Annotated in this window: 23 protein-coding genes; 18 read left to right on the top strand and 5 right to left on the bottom strand. The window is 68.5% G+C overall.

Annotated elements, in window-relative coordinates:
- Positions 1-10 precede the first annotated feature (10 nt).
- From fliF to flhA, 7 genes are read left to right on the top strand one after another with little or no spacing between them, the layout of a single operon-like run.
- Positions 11-1,639, top strand: a complete 1,629-nt coding sequence (gene fliF / locus BRESU_RS14035; protein WP_013270221.1) for a flagellar basal-body MS-ring/collar protein FliF — start codon at positions 11-13, stop codon at positions 1,637-1,639.
- Entirely contained in the window at positions 1,639-2,676 is a 1,038-nt protein-coding gene (gene fliG / locus BRESU_RS14030) for a flagellar motor switch protein FliG (RefSeq protein ID WP_013270220.1), read from the top strand. The genes fliF and fliG overlap by 1 nt, the downstream gene beginning before the upstream one ends.
- Before the next feature lies 1 nt (position 2,677).
- Positions 2,678-3,340 carry a FliH/SctL family protein gene (locus tag BRESU_RS14025; protein ID WP_013270219.1) on the top strand — a complete coding sequence of 221 codons (663 nt, stop codon included), beginning with the start codon at positions 2,678-2,680 and terminating at the stop codon, positions 3,338-3,340.
- Complete coding sequence (gene fliN / locus BRESU_RS14020; protein WP_156796324.1) at positions 3,337-3,669, top strand: flagellar motor switch protein FliN; 333 nt, start codon at positions 3,337-3,339, stop codon at positions 3,667-3,669. Before BRESU_RS14025 ends, fliN begins: the two co-directional genes overlap by 4 nt.
- A gap of 38 nt (positions 3,670-3,707) precedes the next feature.
- Positions 3,708-5,105, top strand: coding sequence for a sigma-54-dependent transcriptional regulator FlbD (flbD, locus tag BRESU_RS14015; protein WP_013270217.1), 1,398 nt, complete (start codon positions 3,708-3,710; stop codon positions 5,103-5,105).
- Position 5,106: 1 nt separating this feature from the next.
- Positions 5,107-6,006: a class A beta-lactamase gene (bla, locus tag BRESU_RS14010; RefSeq protein ID WP_013270216.1), complete on the top strand. Its 900-nt coding sequence runs from the start codon at positions 5,107-5,109 to the stop codon at positions 6,004-6,006.
- 14 nt (positions 6,007-6,020) lie between these two features.
- Positions 6,021-8,108, top strand: coding sequence for a flagellar biosynthesis protein FlhA (gene flhA, locus BRESU_RS14005; protein ID WP_050762578.1), 2,088 nt, complete (start codon positions 6,021-6,023; stop codon positions 8,106-8,108).
- Here the strand turns inward: flhA and BRESU_RS14000 are convergent.
- Positions 8,105-8,821 carry a hypothetical protein gene (locus BRESU_RS14000; protein ID WP_013270214.1) on the bottom strand — a complete coding sequence of 239 codons (717 nt, stop codon included), beginning with the start codon at positions 8,819-8,821 and terminating at the stop codon, positions 8,105-8,107. The genes flhA and BRESU_RS14000 overlap by 4 nt on opposite strands.
- Positions 8,822-8,938: 117 nt before the next feature.
- On the opposite strand from BRESU_RS14000, the gene BRESU_RS13995 reads away from it, so the two are divergent.
- From BRESU_RS13995 to BRESU_RS13975, 5 genes are all read left to right on the top strand, one after another.
- The gene (locus BRESU_RS13995; protein ID WP_013270213.1) at positions 8,939-10,468 is read left to right on the top strand and encodes a sensor histidine kinase; all 1,530 of its coding nucleotides are present in this window, start codon (positions 8,939-8,941) and stop codon (positions 10,466-10,468) included.
- Positions 10,469-10,494: 26 nt separating this feature from the next.
- The gene (locus tag BRESU_RS13990) at positions 10,495-10,896 is read left to right on the top strand and encodes a response regulator (RefSeq protein ID WP_083777603.1); all 402 of its coding nucleotides are present in this window, start codon (positions 10,495-10,497) and stop codon (positions 10,894-10,896) included.
- The gene (locus tag BRESU_RS13985; protein WP_013270211.1) at positions 10,893-11,933 is read left to right on the top strand and encodes a sensor histidine kinase; all 1,041 of its coding nucleotides are present in this window, start codon (positions 10,893-10,895) and stop codon (positions 11,931-11,933) included. The genes BRESU_RS13990 and BRESU_RS13985 overlap by 4 nt, the downstream gene beginning before the upstream one ends.
- Positions 11,930-12,373 (top strand): NUDIX hydrolase, encoded by a 444-nt coding sequence (locus tag BRESU_RS13980; RefSeq protein ID WP_013270210.1) that lies wholly within the window; start codon positions 11,930-11,932, stop codon positions 12,371-12,373. The genes BRESU_RS13985 and BRESU_RS13980 overlap by 4 nt, the downstream gene beginning before the upstream one ends.
- 89 nt (positions 12,374-12,462) lie before the next feature.
- Complete coding sequence (locus BRESU_RS13975) at positions 12,463-12,651, top strand: CsbD family protein (protein WP_013270209.1); 189 nt, start codon at positions 12,463-12,465, stop codon at positions 12,649-12,651.
- Positions 12,652-12,714: 63 nt separating this feature from the next.
- On the opposite strand, the gene BRESU_RS13970 is transcribed toward BRESU_RS13975, so the two are convergent.
- The 4 genes from BRESU_RS13970 to BRESU_RS13955 form a co-directional block, all read right to left on the bottom strand.
- Positions 12,715-13,206 carry a hypothetical protein gene (locus BRESU_RS13970; RefSeq protein ID WP_013270208.1) on the bottom strand — a complete coding sequence of 164 codons (492 nt, stop codon included), beginning with the start codon at positions 13,204-13,206 and terminating at the stop codon, positions 12,715-12,717.
- Positions 13,207-13,284: 78 nt separating this feature from the next.
- Entirely contained in the window at positions 13,285-14,463 is a 1,179-nt protein-coding gene (locus BRESU_RS13965) for a vWA domain-containing protein (protein ID WP_013270207.1), read from the bottom strand.
- 21 nt (positions 14,464-14,484) lie between these two features.
- Positions 14,485-15,021: a GNAT family N-acetyltransferase gene (locus BRESU_RS13960; protein ID WP_013270206.1), complete on the bottom strand. Its 537-nt coding sequence runs from the start codon at positions 15,019-15,021 to the stop codon at positions 14,485-14,487.
- 15 nt (positions 15,022-15,036) lie between these two features.
- Positions 15,037-16,041, bottom strand: a complete 1,005-nt coding sequence (locus BRESU_RS13955) for a zinc-binding alcohol dehydrogenase family protein (protein WP_013270205.1) — start codon at positions 16,039-16,041, stop codon at positions 15,037-15,039.
- A 149-nt stretch (positions 16,042-16,190) separates the two neighbouring features.
- Here BRESU_RS13955 and BRESU_RS13950 point away from each other — a divergent pair, with 149 nt between their 5' ends.
- The 6 genes from BRESU_RS13950 to dxs all read left to right on the top strand — a co-directional run bounded on the left by BRESU_RS13950 (position 16,191) and on the right by dxs (position 21,345).
- Complete coding sequence (locus tag BRESU_RS13950; RefSeq protein ID WP_013270204.1) at positions 16,191-17,111, top strand: histone deacetylase family protein; 921 nt, start codon at positions 16,191-16,193, stop codon at positions 17,109-17,111.
- Positions 17,112-17,156: 45 nt separating this feature from the next.
- Entirely contained in the window at positions 17,157-17,807 is a 651-nt protein-coding gene (locus BRESU_RS13945; RefSeq protein WP_013270203.1) for a phosphoglycerate mutase family protein, read from the top strand.
- Positions 17,808-17,854: 47 nt separating this feature from the next.
- Entirely contained in the window at positions 17,855-18,106 is a 252-nt protein-coding gene (locus tag BRESU_RS13940; protein ID WP_013270202.1) for an exodeoxyribonuclease VII small subunit, read from the top strand.
- Entirely contained in the window at positions 18,106-18,459 is a 354-nt protein-coding gene (locus BRESU_RS13935; RefSeq protein WP_013270201.1) for a tRNA-binding protein, read from the top strand. The genes BRESU_RS13940 and BRESU_RS13935 overlap by 1 nt, the downstream gene beginning before the upstream one ends.
- Positions 18,459-19,364: a polyprenyl synthetase family protein gene (locus BRESU_RS13930; protein WP_013270200.1), complete on the top strand. Its 906-nt coding sequence runs from the start codon at positions 18,459-18,461 to the stop codon at positions 19,362-19,364. The genes BRESU_RS13935 and BRESU_RS13930 overlap by 1 nt, the downstream gene beginning before the upstream one ends.
- Positions 19,365-19,428: 64 nt before the next feature.
- A complete protein-coding gene (gene dxs / locus BRESU_RS13925) occupies positions 19,429-21,345 on the top strand; it encodes a 1-deoxy-D-xylulose-5-phosphate synthase (RefSeq protein ID WP_013270199.1) in 1,917 nt (638 codons plus the stop codon).
- Positions 21,346-21,455: the final 110 nt, after the last annotated feature.

Raw genomic sequence — 21,455 nt, 5'->3', positions numbered from 1 at the left:
GCGGGGACGCGTGGGCGGCTTTACGGCGGCGTTGCAGAGATTCGGGATCGGCCGCCTCGCCATGGTGCTGGGCGTCGGCGCGGGCGTGGCTGCCGTGCTGGTCGCCCTGATGCTGCGCGTCGGCCAGGCCCCCGACGCGCTGCTCTATTCCAACCTGGACCTGCGCGAAGCGGGCGAGATCACCGCCTCGCTGGAGCAGTCCGGCATCCCCTATTCGACGCGCGGCGACGGTTCGACGATCATGGTCAACCGCGACCAGGTGGGCGAGGCGCGGCTGATGCTGGCAGGCAAGGGGCTCGTGACCTCCGGCTCTGTCGGCTACGAGCTGTTCGACACCCAGTCCGTGCTGGGCCAGACCGAATTCCAGCAGCAGATCAGCGAGCAGCGCGCCCTGCAGGGCGAACTGGCCCGCACCATCATGTCGATGCGTGGCGTCCAGTCGGCCCGCGTCGCCATCGCCCTGCCCAAGCGCGAGCTGTTCCAGCAGGATGCCGCCGAGCCCACCGCGTCCGTCGTCGTGGGTCTGGGCGGTCGCAAGCTCTCGTCGGACCAGGTCCGGGCCATCCGGGCCGTGATTGCCTCGTCGGTGCCCAACCTGAAGCCCAACAAGGTCACGGTCGTCGACGAGACCAACCAGACCCTGGCCGCTGCGGACGACGAGGCGGGCTTCAGTTCCGCGACGGCCGAGGAAGCCAAGGGCGCGACCGAGGCCCAGCTGCAGCAGCGCATCAAGGATCTGGTCGAGGGCGTCGTCGGCCCCGGCGCCGCGCGGGTCCAGGTCACCGCCGACATCGACATGACCCGCTCCACCACCCAGGAGCAGAAATACGATCCGGACGGCCAGGTCGTCCGCTCGACCTCGACCAACGGCACCCAGTCCCAGGACACGACGGGCGTCGCCGACGGCGGGGCCACGGCCACCAACAACATCCCCGGCGGGGCCGCCCCGGCCACCACCCCGGCGGGGTCGACCGAAAGCGCCAACACCGAGACGACCAACTACGAGATCTCGAACACCACCACGACGACGGTCAAGGAGCCCGGCGAGGTCAAGAAGCTGTCGGTCGCGGTCGCCGTCGACGGCAAGCTGACCCCCGCCGCCGAGCCGGGCGGCGAGGCGACCTACGCGCCGCGCACGGCCGAGGAGATCACCCAGATCGAGGATCTGGTGAAGGCGGCCATGGGCTTCAACGAAGAGCGCGGCGACCAGGTCCGGGTGACCAACGTCCGCTTCAACCGCGACGCCCTGGTGTCGGCCGGCGGCACCGACGGCGGATCGCCGCTGCTGAACTTCACCAAGAACGACATCATGCGGGGCGTCGAACTGCTGGTGCTGCTGGTCACGGCCCTGCTTCTGATCTTCTTCGTCCTGCGTCCCCTCCTGAAGAGCGCCTCGGGCGGCGGCCAGCAGATGGCGATGGCCGGTGGCGGTCAGATCCCGGTCACCTCGCTGCAGACCACGATGGTCGGCGGCTCCATGGGACAGCTGCCGGGCCCGTCCGAGATGGAGCAGCGCATCGACATCGCGCGCATCGAGGGTCAGGTGAAGGCGTCCTCGGTCAAGAAGGTGGCGGACTTCGTCGAGAAGCATCCGGATGAGTCGACCTCCATCCTGCGCAGCTGGGTGCACGAAGGCTGATGCCCGCCCGGATGGCCTCAAAGAAAGCGTCCGTCGATGACGCCAAGAAGCTGTCCGGCCCCGAGAAGGCCGCTGTGATCCTGCTTGCCCTGGGCGAGGATCACACCCGCCTGTGGCAGGGGCTGGACGACGACGAGGTCAAGGAAATCTCCCAGGCCATGGCTTCGCTGGGCACGGTCTCGGCCGGGGTGGTCGAGGAGTTGATGGTCGAGTTCGTCTCGGGCATGTCCGGCTCGGGTGCCGTCATGGGCAGCTTCGAACAGACCCAGCGGCTGCTCGCCTCCTTCATGCCGCCCGAACGCGTCGAAGGGCTGATGGAGGAAATCCGCGGTCCCGCCGGTCGCACCATGTGGGACAAGCTGGGCAATGTGAACGAGGCGGTCCTCGCCAACTATCTGAAGAACGAATACCCCCAGACCGTCGCTGTGGTCCTGTCCAAGGTGAAGCCGGACCATGCCGCCCGGGTGCTGACGTCCCTGCCCGAGGACTTCGCCCTGGAGTGCGTCCAGCGCATGCTGCGCATGGAGCCGGTTCAGCGCGAGATCCTGGACAAGATCGAGCAGACGCTGCGCACCGAGTTCATGTCGAACTTGGCCCGCACCTCCAAGCGCGACAGCCACGAGATGATGGCGGACATCTTCAACAGTTTCGACCGCCAGACCGAGGCCCGCTTCATCGGCGCGCTGGAGGAACGCAACCGCGAGTCGGCCGAGCGGATCCGCGCCCTGATGTTCGTGTTCGAGGACCTGTCGAAGCTCGACCCCGGCGGCGTCCAGACCCTGCTGCGGGCCGTCGAGAAGGATTCCCTGGGTCTCGCGCTCAAGGGCGCGTCCGAGCCCCTGCGCGAGATGTTCTTCACCAACATGAGCGAGCGCGCGTCCAAGATCATGCGCGAGGACATGGAATCCATGGGCCCCGTGAGGCTCAAGGATGTCGACACCGCCCAGATGGCCATGGTGCAGGTCGCCAAGGACCTGGCGGCGCGCGGCGAGATCATGCTGGCCGGGGCCTCCGGCGACGACGAGCTGATCTACTGACATGGTCGAGACAGCCCCCCTCAACAGCCGCCCCTTCGTCTTCGACACCGAGTTCGACGACGCCGGCTCGGTCGTGCGCCCCTCCGCCTTCCGGCCTACCAAGCGCGCCTATATGCCGGCCGAGGTCGAGGCCCTGGTCGCCCAGGCCCGGCTGGAGGCCCGCGAGGCGGCGCTGGCCGAGATCGAGAGCCTGTCGGCCATGGCCCTGTCCGCCATCGGCCAGGCGGTCGCCATGGCGGCGCCGGCCCTGAACCAGGTGGCGCACCAGCACCGCGAACACGCGGCCGACCTGGCCCTGGCCGCCGCGCGCGTCATCGCCGCTGCCGCCCTGGATCACCTGCCGACCGGGCCGCTGCAGTCCGCGCTCGAGACCCTGGGTCAGGAGATCGACGCCTCGCCACGGCTGGTCGTCCGGGCCTCCGGGCTGGACGAGGCGGCGCGTAACAGGATCCAGGCCCTGTGCATCGACTCGGGCTTCTCCGGCCTCGTCGCCTTCCGTGACGATCCCTCCCTGCCGGTCGCCGCTTTCCAGCTGGAATGGGCCGACGGCCGCGCCGACTTCGATCCGGCCGCCGCCGCCGACCGCATCGCCACCGCTCTCAGGTCCGCCCTCGCCGCCGAGGCCGGGCATGCCGAATCCCTCGACCATGGAGGTCAACACTGATGGCCGACGATCTCGCCCTCGAGGAGTTTCCGGACTCCACCGCCCTGGCCACCCTCGACGAAGCCGGGGACAAGTCGGCCGCCGACCTGGCCACCGTCTTCGACGTGCCGGTCAACATCTCAGCCGTCCTGGGCAAGGCCCACATGACCGTGGCCCAGCTGCTGAAGCTCAATCGTGGCTCGGTGCTCGAGCTGGACCGCAAGGTCGGCGAGGCCATCGACATTTTCGTGAACAACCGTCTCGTCGCCCGCGGGGAGGTCGTCGTCGTCGAGGATCGCCTCGGCGTGACCATGACGGAAATCATCAAGACCGAGGATTCGAACGCCTAGGCGTTCGGGTCGCGCGTAAGAAGTAGAGGAGAAGACCCATGCGGCTTCTGGTGGTTGGACGGCTCTCGGGCCAGCTCGCGGCGGCGGTGAAGATGGCCATGGCGCACGGCGCCAAGGTCAATCACGTCGAGCGCACGGATCAGGCGACGGAACAGCTGCGACGCGGGCAGGGGGCCGACCTGCTTATGGTCGACTACAACCTCGACATCGCCGCCCTGATCGCCGCCAACGAGGCCGAGCGGATCTTCGTGCCGGTGGTCGCCTGCGGGGTCGACAACGATGCCGACAAGGCCGCCGCCGCCATCCGGGCCGGGGCCAAGGAGTTCATTCCGCTCCCGCCCGAAGCGGACCTGATCGCCGCCGTCCTGGCCGCCGTCGCCGACGACGAGCGGCCTCTGATCTCGGCCGATCCGTCGATGCAGGCCGTCATCAAGCTGGCCGACCAGGTCGCCCGCTCGGAAGCCTCCATCCTGATCACCGGCGAAAGCGGCGTCGGCAAGGAGGTGATGGCCCGTTACCTCCACACCCATTCCAAGCGCGCCGAGCGTCCGTTCATCAGCGTCAACTGCGCCGCCATCCCCGACAACCTGCTGGAATCCGAGCTGTTCGGCCACGAGAAGGGGGCCTTCACCGGTGCGGTCGCCCGTCGCATCGGCAAGTTCGAGGAGGCCGACGGCGGCACCCTGCTGCTGGACGAAATCTCGGAGATGGACACCCGTCTCCAGGCCAAGCTCCTGCGCGCCATCCAGGAGCGCATCATCGACCGGGTCGGCGGCACCAAGCCCGTGCCGGTGAACATCCGTATCATCGCCACCTCCAACCGCGACCTGGCCAAGGCGGTCGCCGAGGGCACCTTCCGCGAGGACCTGCTGTACCGCCTGAACGTCGTGAACTTGCGGCTGCCCGCGCTGCGCGAACGCCCCGGCGATGTGGCGGTCCTGGCCGATCACTTCGTCAAGAAATACGCCGCCGCCAACGGCGTCCCGGTCCGGCCGCTGTCGCTGGACGCGCGTCGCGCCCTGGCCGCCCACCGCTGGCCGGGCAATGTGCGCGAGCTGGAAAACGCCATGCACCGCGCGGTCCTGCTGGCCGTCGGGCCGGAAATCGACGCCGAGGCCATCCGCCTGCCGGACGGGCAACCGTTGATGGGGGCTGTGGGCGGGGCTGTGGACAACGGGCTGGCGGGTCGTGCCGCCCAGACCGCCGACGCGGTGTCCCGGGCCTATGTCGGCCAGACCGTCGCCCAGATGGAAAAGACCCTGATCCTCGACACCCTGACCCACTGCCTGGGCAACCGCACGCACGCGGCCAACATCCTGGGCATCTCGATCCGGACGCTGCGCAACAAGCTCAACGAATACGCCGACGAGGGCACCCGGATCATGGCGCCCCAGACCGGCATCGCCACGACCGGCTACGGCGCGAGCGCGGCCTAGGATGATCGTCGCGGACCGCAGAAGCGTCCTGACCGCCATGGGTGCGCTGGGCCTGATCGGCTGCGCGCCGCAGGCCGCCCCGGCCGATGCCCCGACCCCGGTCGTGCCGGAAACGTTCGACCTGTCCGCCCTGGAGGCTGACAACGGCGGCCGGATCGGCTTCGTCGCCCACGATCTCGGCTCGGGCCGCCGCCTGACCGCGCGCGGCGACGAGCGGTTCGTCTATTGCTCGACGTTCAAGATGTATCTGTCGGCCGCGACCCTGATGCGCGTGCAGGCGGGCCAGGAACGGCTCGACCGCGCCGTTCCGGTCACCCGCGCCGACATGGTCTCCCATGCTCCGGTGACCGAGCCCGCCATCGGCTCCAGCCTGTCGGTCGAACGCCTGATGCAGGCCGTGGTCGAAGTCTCCGACAACCCCGGCGCCAACCTGCTGCTCAAGGCGCTGGGCGGTCTCGAGGCCATGCGGGCCTTCTATCGCGGCATCGGGGACGACAGCACCACGGTCGACCGGTTCGAGCCCGAGATGAACCGCCTCGACGGCATCAAGGACACCATGACGCCCGCCCGGTCGGTCGCCAATCTGCACCGCCTGTTCGTCGACCCGACCTCGCCCCTGTCGGCGGACTCGAAGACGATGCTGCTGGGCTGGATGTTCACCTCGCCGACCGGGACGGACCGGCTCAAGGCCGGCGTCCCGGCTGACTGGCGCGTGGCGCACAAGACGGGCACCGGAGGCTATGGCCCGACCAACGACATCGGCATCCTGTATCCGCCTTCGGGCGAGCCGGTCATCGTCGCCGCCTACTACCACGCCACGCGTGAGACCTCGGACAGCCAGAACGCCGCCGTGATCGCGCAGGCGACGCGGATGGCCCTGGCCCGGCTCGGTCGCGCATGACCGACGCGCCCGTGATGATGAAGGACGGCATGGCCCGTCCGACCGGCGGCGACATCCGGGGCTGGCTGCTGCGCGGCGAGGTCGGCATGGCCGTCGGCGTCATCGGAGTCATCCTTCTCCTCATTCTGCCTGTCCCCAAATTCCTGCTCGACCTGTTGCTGGCCATCAGCCTGGTCTCGTCGGTGCTGATCCTGATGACGGCGCTGATGATGAAGCGCCCCCTGGACTTCGCCATCTTCCCGACCGTGCTGCTGATCTCGACCCTGTTCCGGCTGGGCCTGAACCTGGCGTCGACGCGCCTCGTCCTGACCCACGGCCACGAGGGCCACGACGCCGCCGGTCAGGTCATCAACGCCTTCGGCGCCCTGATGATGGGCGGCAGCTTCATCATCGGCATCATCATCTTCGCCATCATCCTGGTGGTCAATTTCGTCGTCATCACCAAGGGCTCGACCCGCATCGCCGAGGTCAGCGCCCGCTTCACCCTGGACTCCATGCCGGGCAAGCAGATGGCCATCGACGCCGACCTGTCCTCCGGCCTGATCACCGAGGACCAGGCCAAGCTGCGGCGCAAGGAACTGGAGCAGGAATCGACCTTCTTCGGGGCCATGGACGGTGCGTCCAAGTTCGTGCGTGGCGACGCCATGGCGGGCCTGATCATCGTGGCCATCAATGCCATCGGCGGCATCCTGATCGGCACGATCCAGCACGGCCTGCCGATCGGCGAGGCCGCCAACACCTATATCCAGCTGACCATCGGCGACGGTCTGGTGACCCAGGTCCCCGCCATCATCATCTCGATCGCCGCCGGCTTCCTGGTGTCCAAGGCGGGCGTCGAGGGCTCGGCCGACAAGGCTCTGGTGGCCCAGCTGGCCACCAACCCCGTCAGCCTGGGCATGGTGTCGGCCGCCGCCGGGCTGCTGGCCCTGATCCCCGGCATGCCGATCATCCCCTTCGCGGCGCTCGCCATCGGCGCGGGCATCATGTCCTGGCGCCTCGGCCGGGCCCGTCTGAAGCCCCAGCCGGTCGAGAACGACGCCGTCAACGCCAAGCCCAAGGACGACGTCGAGGAACCCATCGGCACGGCCCTGACCATCGACGAGGTCAAGATCGAACTGGGCTATTCGCTGCTGACCCTCATCAACGACCTGGAGGGCCGCCGCCTGACCGATCAGGTCCGCGCCCTGCGTCGCGCTCTCGCCCAGGAGTACGGCTTCGTCATGCCGTCGGTCCGTATCCTCGACAACATGCGCCTGCCGACCCAGGGCTACGCCATCCGGATCAAGGAGATGGAGGCCGGGCAGGGCGAGGTGCGTCTGGGCTCCCTGATGGCGATGGACCCGGCCGGCCGCCAGGTCGAACTGCCGGGCGAACACACGAAGGAACCCGCCTTCGGCCTGCCCGCGACCTGGATCGACGAGAGCCTGCGCGAGGAGGCGACCTTCCGCGGCTACACCATCGTGGATCCCTCGACGGTGCTGACCACCCACCTGACCGAGATCCTCAAGGAGAACATGGCCGACCTGCTCAGCTATGCCGAGGTGCAGAAGCTGATCAAGGAACTGGGGGTCGAGGAGAAAAAGCTGGTCGACGAACTGGTCCCGTCGGTCGTCACCGTCACGACGCTCCAGCGCGTGCTGCAGGCCCTGCTGCGCGAGAAGGTCTCGATCCGCGATCTGGGGGCCATCCTCGAAGGCCTGGCCGAGGCGGCCCCGCATTCGTCCTCGGTGACCACCCTGGTCGAGCACGTCCGCACCCGCCTGGCCCGTCAGCTGTGCTGGCAGTACAAGGGCGAGGACGGGGCCCTGCCGATCATCACCCTGTCGCCGGAATGGGAGAACGCCTTCGCCGAGGCGCTGGTCGGCGGCGGCGAGGACAAGCAACTGGCCATGGCGCCGTCGCGGCTGCAGGACTTCATTCGCGCGGTCCGCGACGTGTTCGAGCGCGCCGCGATGTCGGGTGAGAGCGCGGTCCTGCTGACCGGTCCGCAGATCCGGCCCTACGTCCGCTCCATCATCGAACGATTCCGCGGCCAGACCGTCGTCATGAGCCAGAACGAGGTCCACCCCAAGGCGCGGTTGCGCACCCTGGGCAGCGTCTAGTTCACCTGCACGAACCCGCCGGCCGACGCCGCCCGCGCCGCGTCGTTCGTCGGCCGGGCGATCAGCCCCGACTGGGTGATCCAGACCTCGTAGGCCGCGCCGTCCGCCATCGGCATATAGGCGGCCGAGCCATAGAGGGTGTCGACGGCGTCGACGTAGCGGCGGTACTTCCGGGCCATGTCCCAGGCACTGGGCGACCACGGCATCTGGACGCCCGCGATCGTCCCGGGTTCCTCACGGTACAGGGCGTGGACGCTGCGCGCTCCGGTGCGTTCCTGGTCGATGTCCTGATAGCGCCCGGACAGGCGATCCAGACGGTACTGGCTGTCCAGTCCGATCACATTGGCCCAGGGCTTCCACTTCAGGACCTGCGCCTCCATCCGCCATTCGTCGCCGTTGACCGGGTACACCGCCGTCCGGGCCGGCAGGTCCGCGGTGGCGGGCTGGGTGACGGTGACCTCAAAATACTGGGGGGCAAGCTGGCGCACCGTCAGGGCCGCGACCGGCCGCTCGTAGGTCAGGCGCGCGTAGGTCTGGATGTTCTGGCCCAGCAGCGCCGCTCCCAGCCCACCGGCCAGCAGCACGCCGCCGGCCGCGGATCCGAACAGACCGCCGAGGAACCGCCCCTTGAACAGCGCGGTCAGCCCGCTGATCAGCAGCAAGGCTCCGATCACGGCCACGGCCGCCGGGATGAACCACCACCAGGACACCATGAAATCAGACTCCCTAAAACGGCACAGCTTGTTGTCGGAATGCTTTAGGCCTGCATGTGTTGCGCCGCGAACGACTTCTCTGGACAGGCGATACCGCTCCGCTAAAGCTCGGCGGACATGACGAAGATTTCCGCGCTTTTCGCCCACATCCGCACATTGTTGCGCCAGCGTACACTGGGGCGGTCGATCGTTCTGCTTCTGGCGGCGGCGATGATTCTTCTGCTGGCCGTGAACGCGACGACCTACGTCATGATCCAGCGCACCGCCGCCTTCAACGATCAGGTGGAGCGGACCTGGCAGGCGCGACGGGCCGGCCGCATCATCCAGATCAACATGAAGGACGCCGAGGCGGCGCAACGGGGCTACGTCCTCACGGGCCAGTCCGGCTTCATGCTCGCCTATGAGCAGGCGGTCGACGGTCAGACCTATCTGGTCGACCAGTTGGGGGAAAAGCTCGGCGCTGACCCCGAGGATGCGGCCACGGTGGAGGCCATCACCCGGCTGTCACGCGACAAGATCCTGGAGATGAACGAGGTCTTGGCGCTCAGCCGATCAGGCCAGGGGCGGGCCGCGGTCGAGCGGATCAGCGCGGGCGACGGCCGGGAACTGATGCGCCAGCTGGAGGGAGAGCTCGGCACCTTTGATCAGAGGATGGGCAGCCGCCTCGCCGAGCGCCGCGCCGCATCGGAATCGTCGGCCCTGGTCACCCTCGTCGTCAATGGCGTGGCCGGCGTGCTGATCCTGGCGCTGGCGGGCATCGTGTTCCTGCTCGTCCGCCGCTACCTGCTGGAACTCCAGGACGCCCAGGCCGCCATCGACCGCGTCAACGCGGGGCTGGAGGAGACCGTCAGGGCGCGCACGGCCGCCCTGATGCGCTCGACCGAGGAGGTGCAGCGCTTCGCCTACATCGTCAGTCACGACCTGCGCTCACCGCTGGTCAACGTCATGGGCTACACCGCCGAACTGGAACAGGCCGGCAAGACGATCGACCTGCAGATGACCAAGGTCGAGACCCAGGCCCCGGAACTGCTCGAACGCGATGCGCTGACGGCCGCCCGCGAGGACATCCCCGAGGCCGTGGGCTTCATCCGCGCGTCCACCGAAAAGATGGACCGGCTGATCAATGCGATCCTGAAGCTGTCGCGCGAGGGCCGGCGCAATCTGGTGCCAGAGACGCTCGACGTCGGGGCGATGGCGTCCCGGGCCGCCGACAGCGTGCGCCATCAGCTTGAGGCGACGGAGACCGAGTTCGTCGTCGGCGAGATCGTGCCGTTCGAAAGCGACCGCCTGTCGATGGAGCAGATCATCGGCAATCTGATCGACAATGCGGTGAAATACCTTCAGCCCGGACGGCCGGGCCGGATCGAGATCACGGGCAGCGATCTGCCCGGCGGCTGGGTCGAATATGCCATCAAGGACAATGGGCGCGGCATCGCAGAGAAGGACCACGAACGCATCTTCGAACTGTTCCGCCGCGCGGGCCGGCAGGACCAGCAGGGCGAGGGATTGGGTCTGGCCTTCGTGCGGAACAGCGTTCGACGTCTGGGCGGTTCCATCGATGTCGACTCCGTCCTGGGCGAAGGCTCGACATTCCGCCTGAAATTCCCCAAACGCCTCATCCTCGACGACGCCGGAGATACCCTTTGACCAACAGCAATCCCGTCAAGATCGTGATGGTCGAGGATGATCACGGCCACGCCAAGCTGATCGAGAAGAACATCCGCCGGGCCAACATCTCCAACGAGATCGTCCATTTCGACCACGGCCAGCCGGCGCTCGACTATCTGTTCAGCGAGGAGGTCCGCGCCAACGGCCCGATGCTGATCCTGCTGGACCTGAACTTGCCGGACATGAGCGGCACCGACATCCTCGCGGAGGTGAAGAAGGACGACCGGCTCAAGCGCGCGCCGGTCGTGGTCCTGACCACCACCGACGACAAGACCGAGATCCAGCGCTGCTACGATCTGGGCTGCAACGTCTACATCACCAAGCCCGTCGACTATGAGAGCTTCGCCGGGGCCATCCGGCAGCTGGGCCTGTTCCTGTCGGTCATGCAGGCACCGGATATCGAATGACGCCTGAAAAGCCGCCCATCCGGCTGCTCTACATCGACGACGACCGCGGGCTTTCGCGGCTCGTGCAGAAGGAACTCGGCCGTCACGGCTACGAGGTGACCCTGGCGGCCGATGGCGATTCGGGGATCGCGGCGCTGGACGCCGCCGACTACGACGTGTGCGCGCTGGACCACTACATGCCGGGTCGCGACGGCCTCGATGTGCTGCCCGACCTGCTGCACCGCCCCGCGCCACCGCCGGTCGTCTACGTCACCGGGGCTCAGGAAGGCCGGATCGCCGTCGCCGCCCTGCGCGCCGGCGCGGCGGACTATGTCATCAAGGACGTGTCCGAGGACTTCACCGCCCTGCTGCGCTCGGCGCTGGAAGACGCGCTGCTGCGCCGCCGCCTGGAACGCGAGAACGAGGAGGCCCAGGAGCAGGTCCGTCTGGCCCGCGACCGCGCCGAGGCCATGCTGCGCGAGGTGAATCACCGGGTCGGAAATTCGCTGCAGCTGGTCTCGACCTTCATGTCCCTGCAACTGCGCCATCTGGCCGACGAGGGGGCCCGCAGCGCGCTGAAGGAGGCCCAGGCGCGGATCGAGGCCGTCGCCCACGTCCACCGCCGCCTCTACACGTCCGGCGACATGGAGACGGTGGACATGCAGGCCTATCTTGAGGGTCTGGTCGACGAACTGTCCAAATCCCTCGGCCCGGACGACTGTTCGCCCAACATCGCGCTGACGGCCAGCGCCATGCGGGTCACCACCGATCAGGCCGTGTCCCTCGGGGTGGTGGTGACCGAGCTGGTCACCAATGCGGTCAAATACGCCTATGCGCCCGGCCAGACCGGCGAAATCCGGGTGATCCTGGAGCCGGACGCGGCCGGTCGCGCGATCCTGACGGTCGAGGACGACGGGCCGGGCCTCGGCGACGGTAAGCCCAAGGGCACCGGCCTGGGCGGCAAGATCATCACCGCCATGGCGTCGGGCCTTCGCTCGGCCGTGGAGTTCGACGGCGCGCACAAGGGCGTGCGGGCCCGACTGGCCTTCGACCTTTGAACCCCGCTCTCCAGTTCGGCCAGGCCGATCCCGACAGCGACTACCGCCTTCGCCCCGCCGTCTTCGGGCTGGTATTCCACGACGAGAAGATCGCCTGCGTCCGGGTGACCCGCGACACGCCCTACTATGATCTGCCCGGCGGCGCGGTCGATGGCGACGAGACAGAGACGCAGGCCCTGATCCGCGAGTTCGTCGAAGAGACCGGGATGACCGTCCGGCCCCTGCACCGCATCGCCGAGGCCGGCCAGTTCTTTCGCAAGTCCGATGGCGACCCGGTCAACAACGTCGGCGGCTTCTGGATCGCCGAGAGGCTGGCCCTCGATCCGGCGCGAAAGATCGAGGCCGATCACGAACTGGTCTGGCTGCATCCGCGCACGGCCCTGGCCGAGCTTCGCCACGACGCCCACGCCTGGGCCGTGGCGAAATGGCTCAGGCGCTAAGCGCCAGCATACGGAACGCCTCTTTCGGTCATTCGCTTTTGATGTCGAAGCGCCGCCGATGGGGCGACGCCGAATGTCAGGAGCCTCCCATGGCCGATCATGACCGCATCGAAGGTGCCGCCAAGAACATTGGTGGCAACATCAAGGAAGCCGCCGGCAAACTGACCGGTGACGAGAAACTGAAAGCCGAAGGCCGCGCCGATCAGGTCGAAGGCAAGGTCCAGAACACCGTCGGTGGCATCAAGGACACCCTGCGCGACAACGACAAGCGCAACTAGGTTTCCGCCTCGACGAAACACGAAAGGGCTGCTCCACCCGGGGCGGCCTTTTTGCGGTCTGGCTCAGTCGCGGTCGCCGAGCCGGAAGGTCAGGCCGCGCGTCTCGCCGGCCTCCGGTTCGCATTCGGTCACGAAGGCGACCGATCCGCCCTGACGGGCGGGGCGGGACCGGCATTCGGCGATGCGGGGCGTCACGCTCTGGGCCGTGCGCCGTTCCGGCAGGCCGCACTGGACCGGATAGGCACCCGTATCGTCCGGCGTGGCCAGACACGGCACCGGCTCGCCCGGGGGCTGCAGGCCCGCCGGCAGGCGATCGCCGAGGGCGGCCGACAGGTCGTGCCGCACCCGTGCCTGGCAGGCCTCCATGGAGGCGTCCTTCCGGAGCAGCGGGCTGCACTGCGATCGCTCCCAGCCGAACGGATCGGCCAGGGCCCAGGCAGGCAGGTCGGGCGGGGGCGCGGCCATCTCCGCGACGGCCGCCGGCTCTGCACGCGGGGCGTCCCAGACGGGTGCCGCCTGTTGCAGCATTGTTGCCATCATCAGCGCGGTCAGCATCGGTGGGCCCTCCGGGTTGCAACCCACGGTGACACAGGCGGCGGCGCGCCGCATCTCACCTCTGCGTCACTGCCGCGACTAGCGCGTCAGGGCCCGCATCGCCCGGTCGAGTCCGTCGAGCGTCAGCGGATACATCCGCTCGTCCATGACCTCGCTGAGCAGCTTCACCGACGCGGTATAGCTCCAGTAACGTTCGGCCACCGGGTTCAGCCACACCGACTTGTCCCACTGCAGCCGGGCCCGTCGCATCCAGACCGCCCCGGCCTCCTCGTTCCAGTGCTCGACCGAGCCGCCGGGCATGGTCACTTCATAGGGGCTCATGGTCGCGTCGCCGACGAAGATCGCGCGCCAGTCGCCGGGGTATTTGTTCAGCAGGTCCCAGGTCGGGATCTTCTCCGCGTGCCGGCGGCGGTTGTCCTTCCAGACGCCCTCGTAAAGGCAGTTGTGGAAGTAGAAGAACTCCAGATTCTTGAACTCGGTCTTCGCGGCGGAGAACAGCTCCTCGCACAGCTTGATGTGACCATCCATCGACCCGCCGACGTCGAGGAACAGCAGCACCTTGATGGTGTTTCGCCGCTCCGGCCGCATGCGGATGTCCAGCCAGCCCTGCCGCGCCGTGCCGTCGATCGTGCCGTCGATGTCCAGTTCCTCGGCCGCGCCTTCGCGCGCAAACCGCCGCAGCCGACGCAGGGCGACCTTGATGTTGCGCGTCCCCAACTCGACTGTGTCGTCCAGGTTGCGGTATTCGCGCTTCTCCCAGACCTTGACCGCACGCCCCTGTTTGGCCGGTCCTCCGATACGCACGCCCTCGGGATTGTAGCCGCCGTGGCCGAAGGGGCTGGTGCCGCCGGTGCCGATCCATTTGGACCCGCCCTCGTGACGCTCCTTCTGCTCCTCCATCCGCTGCTTCAGCGTCTCCATCAGCTTGGCGAAGCCGCCCAGCGCCTCGATCTCGGCCTTCTCCTCGTCGGTCAGGAACTTGGAGTTCAGCAGCCTCAGCCAGTCCTCGGGCACGTCCAGCGTGGGCTCATCGCCCGCGGCGATGGTCTCGATGCCCTTGAACACCGTGCCGAACACCTGGTCGAACCGGTCGTAGTGCTTCTCGTCCTTGACCAGCACTGCGCGCGACAGGTGATAGAAGTCCTCGACCCGACCGCCCGCCACGTCCTTGTCCATGGCCTCCATCAGATGGAGCCATTCCTTGGTCGAGACCGGAACCCTGGCCTGCCGCAGGGCGGTGAAGAAGGGGAGGAGCATGGCTGAAACCCTGAACCTCGCTCAGCCGCGCCGCAAGATGAACTCGTCGTCCAGCCACGCCCCGACCGGGTACTGGTACTCTCCCGCCTTCTCGAATCCATGGGCGGCATAGAGTTTCTGCGCCTTCAGGTTTCCGCTCCAGACGCCGATCCACAGGGGGCCGTCGGTGTTCGCCTCCATCCACTCCAGCGACAGGGTCAGAAGCCGGGTTCCCAGACCCAGCCCTTGGGCGGCCTTGCCCACATACAGCCGGCGAAGCTCCATGTGGCCGGGTCGGCCGTCCGGATGGGGCAGGGTGTTCGACCCCGCATTGGCGAAGGCCAGCAGCGCGCCGTCCGGCCCCTCGGCCACCCACCAGGCCGCGCCTAGCTCCGCGAGTTTGCGCGCCGTGGCCTCGGGGCTGAAGCTGGCGTCGAGGAACGCGGCCAGATCGTCGGCGGGGTAGGGGATGGCGAACCCGTCCCCGGCCACGAAGGTGTCGATGAAGGTCTGGCGGCCCACAGCGCCCAGGGCGGCGGCGTCCTCGGGGCGGGCGGGGCGGATCACAACGTCGGTCATGCCCGCCCCATAGCCTCAGATCGCGTCCAGAGCGACCTTGCCGATGGTCGCGCCGCTCTGCAGCCGGCGGTGGCCTTCCAGCAGGGTCTCGACGGTCATCGCCCCCAGGGTCTCGGTCAGCGGACTGCGCATCTGGCCGGCCTCCACCAGACGCGCGATCTCGGTCAGGATGTGGTGCTGCTGGATCATGTCGGGCGTCTGATGCAGCGAGCGGGCGAACATGAACTCCCACACGAACCCGGCCGTCTTGGGCTTCAGCAGTTCGACCGGCAGGCCCTTGAAGTCGTCGATCGCCCCGATCACGCCCTGGACGGCAACGGCCCGTGCCAGGGCCTCGAAGTGGTCGGTCGTGTGGGTCAGGGCGGCGATGTATTTCGGCGCCCGCTCCCCGGCGGCGGTCAGGGCCTCGTCGATCGGTCCGCTGTGGTCGATGACCGCGTGGGCGCCCATCTCCAGACACCAGGCCTGGGTTTCGGGCCGCGCGGCCGTGGCGACCACACGCAGGCCGGTGATGGCCCGCGCCAGCTGGATCAGGACCGAGCCCACGCCGCCGGCCCCACCGACGACCAGCAGGGTCTCGTCCTCGTCGCGCCCGGCGTGCATCCGGTCGAACAGCAGCTCCCAGGCCGTGATCGAGACCAGCGGCAGGGCCGCCGCCTCGTCAAATCCCAGCCGCTCCGGCTTGCGCCCCACGATCCGTTCGTCGACGGCCTGCCGCTCGGCGTTCGAGCCCGGGCGGTCGATCTGGCCGGCGTAGAAGACTTCGTCCCCGACCTTGAACAGGCTGACGTCGCTGCCGGTGGCGGTCACGATCCCGGCCGCGTCATAGCCCAGGATGCTCGGCTGGCCGGCCTCGGGCTGGCGGCTGCCCCGGACCTTCACGTCGACCGGATTGACGCTGACGGCCCTGACCGAGACCAGCAGGTCGTGGGGCTTCAACACCGGCTCGGGCGCGTCGAACGCCACCAGGGCTGCGGGGTCGTCGGCCGGAAGGGGGCCGGGGGTGCCGATGGCTTTCATGGGGGTGTCCTTCGCCGCGAAGCCGCGACCTGGCCGTTCAGATGGGTCCGGTCGTCCGCATCGCAACCCATCGCCCCGTTTCGCCGGAGCGGGGCCGATGCGCAGAGAAACGCGTTCCGTCCCCGCGCGCGAACGCCTAGTCTGGGCCCATGTCCGTCTCCCTGTTCACCCACCCCGACATGATCGCCCACGCGCCCGGCGCGGGGCATCCCGAACGCCCCGAGCGACTCGCCGCCGTCCTCGCCGCGCTCGACGATTCGGACCTGTCGCTGGACCGTTGCGCCGCCACCGAGGCCGCCGTCACCGATCTGGAGCGGATCCACCCGGCCGCCTACGTCTCCCGCATGATCGAGGCCTCGCCCGCGCAGGGCCTGGCGCAGCTGGACGCCGACACGATCCTGTCCTCCGGCAGCGTCCGGGCCGCCCGCCTCGCCGCCGGAGCGGTCATCGACGCCGTGCGCGCGGTGGCGGAGGGCCGGACCGCCCGCGCCTTCGCCGCCGTCCGTCCGCCCGGCCACCATGCCGAGCCGGACCAGGCCATGGGCTTCTGCCTGTTCTCCAACGTCGCCGTCGCCGCCCGGGTCGCCCAGACCCTCGGCATGGCCCGCGTCGCCGTGGTCGATTTCGACGTCCACCACGGCAACGGCACCCAGGCCGCTTTCGAGGCCGACGACAGCCTGTTCCTGGCCTCGATCCACCAGATGCCCCTCTATCCCGGCACCGGCGCGCCCTCCGAGACCGGCGTCGGCAACATCGTCAATGTCGCGGTCGAGCCCCATGCCGCGCGCGAATCATGGCGCGCCAGTTTTGCCGGCGGATTGATGCCGGCGCTCGACGACTTCGCCCCCGACCTGATCCTGATCTCCGCCGGTTTCGACGCCCACCGCCGCGATCCCCTGGCGCATCAGTCACTGGAGGCCGAGGATTTCGCCTGGGCGACCCGCGCGGTGCTGGAGGTCGCGCGCCGTCGTTGCGGCGGCAAGGTTGTCTCTTCGCTGGAGGGCGGTTACGACCTTGAAGGACTGGGCCGCTCGGCCCTGGCCCATATCCGGGCGTTGGGGGAGGCGTAATCTGAAGGGTCCAGGCGGCCGCGCCGCCCGTATCTCCGTCTCACCATGATGCCAGACACCCTCGATCATCCTTCGGCTGAACTGCACGCCCCTGCCGTGGCCCCCTCCCGTGCCGTAGCCACCCGTCCCGGTTCCATCACCCTGGCGCGCCACGGGGAACCCGCCCTGTCGCGCAAATGCCTGCTGACCTCGGACCAGTACCGCGACTGGTGGGCGAAATATGAGTTGGGCGGTCTGCTGGCCGGCCAGACCCCGCCACGCGGCCTGCTGGAAACGGCTCAGGGTGCCGGCGTCATCTTCGCCTCCACCCGCCAGCGCGCCCAGGAAACCGCCGCCGCCATCTCGGCCGGCCGGGAGATCACCTCGGACGTGCTGTTCATCGAGGCTCCCCTTCCGCCGCCCCATTTTCCGTCATGGTTCAAGCTGCCGCCCAAATATTGGGGAGCCGTCGCCCGCTTCTGGTGGCACGCCTTCGACCATCATGACGGTCAGGAAACCCGGGCGCAGGCCGAGGCCCGCGCCGAGCGCGCCGCGCAGAAGCTGATCGCCCGCGCCGAGGCCGGGGAGGACGTGCTCGTCCTGGCCCACGGGTATTTCAATCACATGGTCGGCGGGCGCCTGAAGGCCGACGGCTGGAAGCTGGTCCACAACCAAGGCTTCAAATACTGGTCCCAGCGACGTTACGAACGGGTTTGACGCTTCCCCGTTGAAGCGATCGCATCGCCCCTCTAGGGTCGAGGGCAATGTCAGACGCAACGCCTTCCGTACCCGCCGACCTCAGCTTCGAGGATGCCCTGTCGCGGCTCGAGACCATCGTCTCGCGCCTGGAATCGGGACAGGCCCCGCTTGAGGAATCCATCACGCTCTACGAAGAGGGCGCGCGGTTGAAGGCGCATTGCGAGGCTCGCCTGAAGGCCGCCCAGCTGCGGGTCGAGAAGATCGTCGTCGGCGCCGACGGCAGCGCACGGGGCGTCGAACCGGCCGAGTTCAACTGATGGCGACCGCTCTGGCAGACCGCATCGACTACGACGCCTTCGCCGCCGTCGACATCCGCGTCGGCCAGGTCGTGCGTGCCGAGGCCTTCCCCGAGGCACGAAAGCCCGCCTACAAGCTCAGCATCGATTTCGGCCCCGACATCGGCATCAAGCGGTCCTCGGCCCAGATCACGCGCCACTACACCTTGGACCAGCTCGAGGGCCGCAAGGTCGCCGCGGTCGTGAACTTCGCCCCGCGCCAGATCGGGCCCTTCATGTCCGAGGTCCTGACCCTGGGCTTTCCGGATGCGGCGGGCGAGGTCGTGCTGGTGGGCGTCGACCGCGACGTGCCGCTGGGCGGAAGGCTGTTCTGATGCGTCTGGCCGCCAATGCCCCTGTCCAGAGCGTCGCCGATCGGGTGGCCGAGGTCGCCGACATGGTCACCGTGGCGCTCGACGAACTGCTGCCCCGCGCCGACGGACCCGAGGTTCGACTGACCGAGGCGATGCGCTATGCGGCGCTTGGCCCCGGCAAGCGTCTGCGGCCCTATTTCGCCATGGAGGCGTCGCGTCTGTTCGACATCGAGGAACGGCCCGTGCTGCGCGCCGCCTGCGCCCTCGAATGCGTCCACGCCTACAGCCTGGTCCACGACGACCTGCCCTGCATGGACGACGACGACATGCGCCGCGGCCGTCCGACCCTGCACCGCGCTTATGACGAGGCCACCGCCGTCCTGGCCGGAGACGCCCTCCAGACGGCCGCCTTCGACATCCTCCTGCACGAGGACACGCACGAGGACGCCAACATCCGCTGTGCCCTCGCGGCTCGGCTGTCGCTGGCCAGCGGCGCCCGCGGCATGGCGGGGGGGCAGATGGTCGATCTGCTGGGCGTTCGCGACGACCTCGAAGGCGTGGCCCGCATGCAGCGGCTCAAGACGGGGGCCCTGTTCACCTATGCGTTCGAGATTCCGCTGATCGTCGCGCGGGCCAACGAGCGGCACTGTCAGGCGCTGACCGACTTCGCCCACGACATCGGCCTAGCCTACCAGATCGTCGACGACCTGCTCGATTTCGACGGCGACGAGGCGGTGCTGGGCAAGGCGGCCCAGAAGGACGCGGCCCAGGGCAAGACCAATTTCGTCACCCTGCTGGGCGTCGATCAGGCGCGGCATCGCGTCGCGCAACTGGCCGATCAGGCCCGTGGACACCTCGACGTGTTCGGCCCCGACGCCGAAAACCTCAAGGCCAGCGTGGACTTCGTGCTAAATCGAAGATCGTAGTGAGGAAACGTCCGGCATCAGACCGGCCGACCAGCAGTCAATAAAGCCAAGGTTTGCGCGTTCGATGCCCGACACCCCGCTTCTCGATAAGGTCCACGTCCCCGCCGACATGCGCGGGTTCGATGCCGCCCAGCTGCGTCAGCTGGCGGACGAACTGCGGGCCGAGACGATCGATGCGGTCTCCACCACCGGCGGCCACCTCGGCGCGGGCCTGGGCGTCGTCGAGCTGACGGTCGCCCTGCACCACGTCTACAATACGCCCGACGACATCCTGATCTGGGACGTCGGTCACCAGTGCTATCCGCACAAGATCCTGACGGGTCGCCGCGACCGCATCCGCACCCTGCGCATGGGGGGCGGCCTGTCCGGTTTCACCAAGCGGTCGGAAAGCGAGTACGATCCGTTCGGCGCGGCCCACGCCTCGACCTCCATCAGCGCCGCCCTTGGCTTCGCCGCCGCCCGCGACCAGCAGGGCAAGCAGAACAAGGTCGTGGCCGTCATCGGCGACGGCTCGATGTCCGCCGGCATGGCCTATGAGGCGATGAACAACGCGGCCGAGACGACCGGCCAGCTGACCGTCATCCTCAACGACAACGACATGTCGATCGCCCCGCCGGTCGGCGGCATGAGCGCCTATCTGGCCAAGCAGGTCTCGGGCGGCGCCTACCAGAACTTCCGCAAGTTCGGCCGCGAGGTCGTCCAGCACATGCCCCGCCCGTTCCGCGAGGCCGCGCGCAAGGCCGAGGAATACGCCCGCGGCATGGTCGTCGGCGGGACCTTTTTCGAGGAACTCGGCTTCTACTACATCGGCCCGGTCGACGGGCACGACATGGACAATCTGGTCCCGATCCTGAAGAACGCCGCCGCCATCACCGACCGTCCGGTGGTGGTCCACGTCGTGACCCAGAAGGGCAAGGGCTATGCCCCGGCCGAGAGCAGCGCCGACAAGCTGCACGCGGTGGTCAAGTTCGACGTCGTCTCGGGCAAGCAGTCCAAGTCGGTCTCCAACGCCCCCAGCTACACCAAGGTGTTCGGCACCGAACTGATCAAGCGCGCTGCGATCGACCCGTCCATCGTCGCCATCACCGCCGCCATGCCGTCGGGAACGGGCCTCGACCTGTTCGGACAGGCCTACCCCAAGCGCACCTATGACGTCGGCATCGCCGAGCAGCATGCCGTGACCTTCGCCGCCGGCCTGGCCGCCGACGGCATGAAGCCGTTCTGCGCCATCTATTCGACCTTCCTGCAGCGCGGCTACGATCAGGTCGTCCACGACGTGGCGATCCAGAAGCTGCCGGTCCGGTTCGCTATGGACCGCGCCGGTCTGGTCGGCGCCGACGGCTCGACCCACGCCGGGTCCTTCGACATCGGCTATATGGGCGCGCTGCCCGGCATGGTCCTGATGGCCGCGGCCGACGAGGCCGATCTGGCCGCCATGATCGCCACCGCCTGCGAGATCGACGACCGTCCCTCCGCCTTCCGCTATCCGCGCGGCGACGGCGTCGGCGTGGAGATCCCGGAACTGGCCGCCCCGCTGGAGATCGGCAAGGGCCGAATCGTCCGTGAAGGCACCGCCGTCGCCATCCTGTCGTTCGGCACCCGCCTGCAGGAATCGCTGAAGGCGGCCGACCTGCTGGCCGCCCACGGCATTTCCGCCACCGTCGCCGACGCCCGGTTCGCAAAGCCGCTCGACCACGACCTGATCACCCGCCTGGCGCGCGAGCACGAGGCGCTGATCACGGTGGAGGAGGGGGCCATGGGCGGCTTCGGGGCCTTCGTCCTGCAATTCCTCGCGTCCGAAGGCGCGCTGGACGCCGGCCTCAAGATCCGCACCCTGCACCTGCCCGACGTCTTCCAGGACCAGGACAGCCCCGCCGCCCAGTACGTCACCGCCGGCCTCGACGCCGACCACATCGCCGCGGCCGCCCTGAAGGCGCTGGGCGTGGAGAAATCGGCCCTCTCCCAGCGGGAGAGGGCTTGAGCGCACGATCGCATAGCGATCGTTCTGGCGCGAAAGGGTGAGGGGTTACAGTGCGAACCGGTGAGGGTCTAACCCCTCACCCTTTCGGCTTGGCGCATCGCTACGCTGTG

The organism is Brevundimonas subvibrioides ATCC 15264, assembly GCF_000144605.1.
In the GTDB taxonomy this organism is placed as follows: domain Bacteria; phylum Pseudomonadota; class Alphaproteobacteria; order Caulobacterales; family Caulobacteraceae; genus Brevundimonas; species Brevundimonas subvibrioides.
Note: the sequence above shows the minus strand (reverse complement) of the source record. Positions and strands in the feature narration are given on the sequence as shown.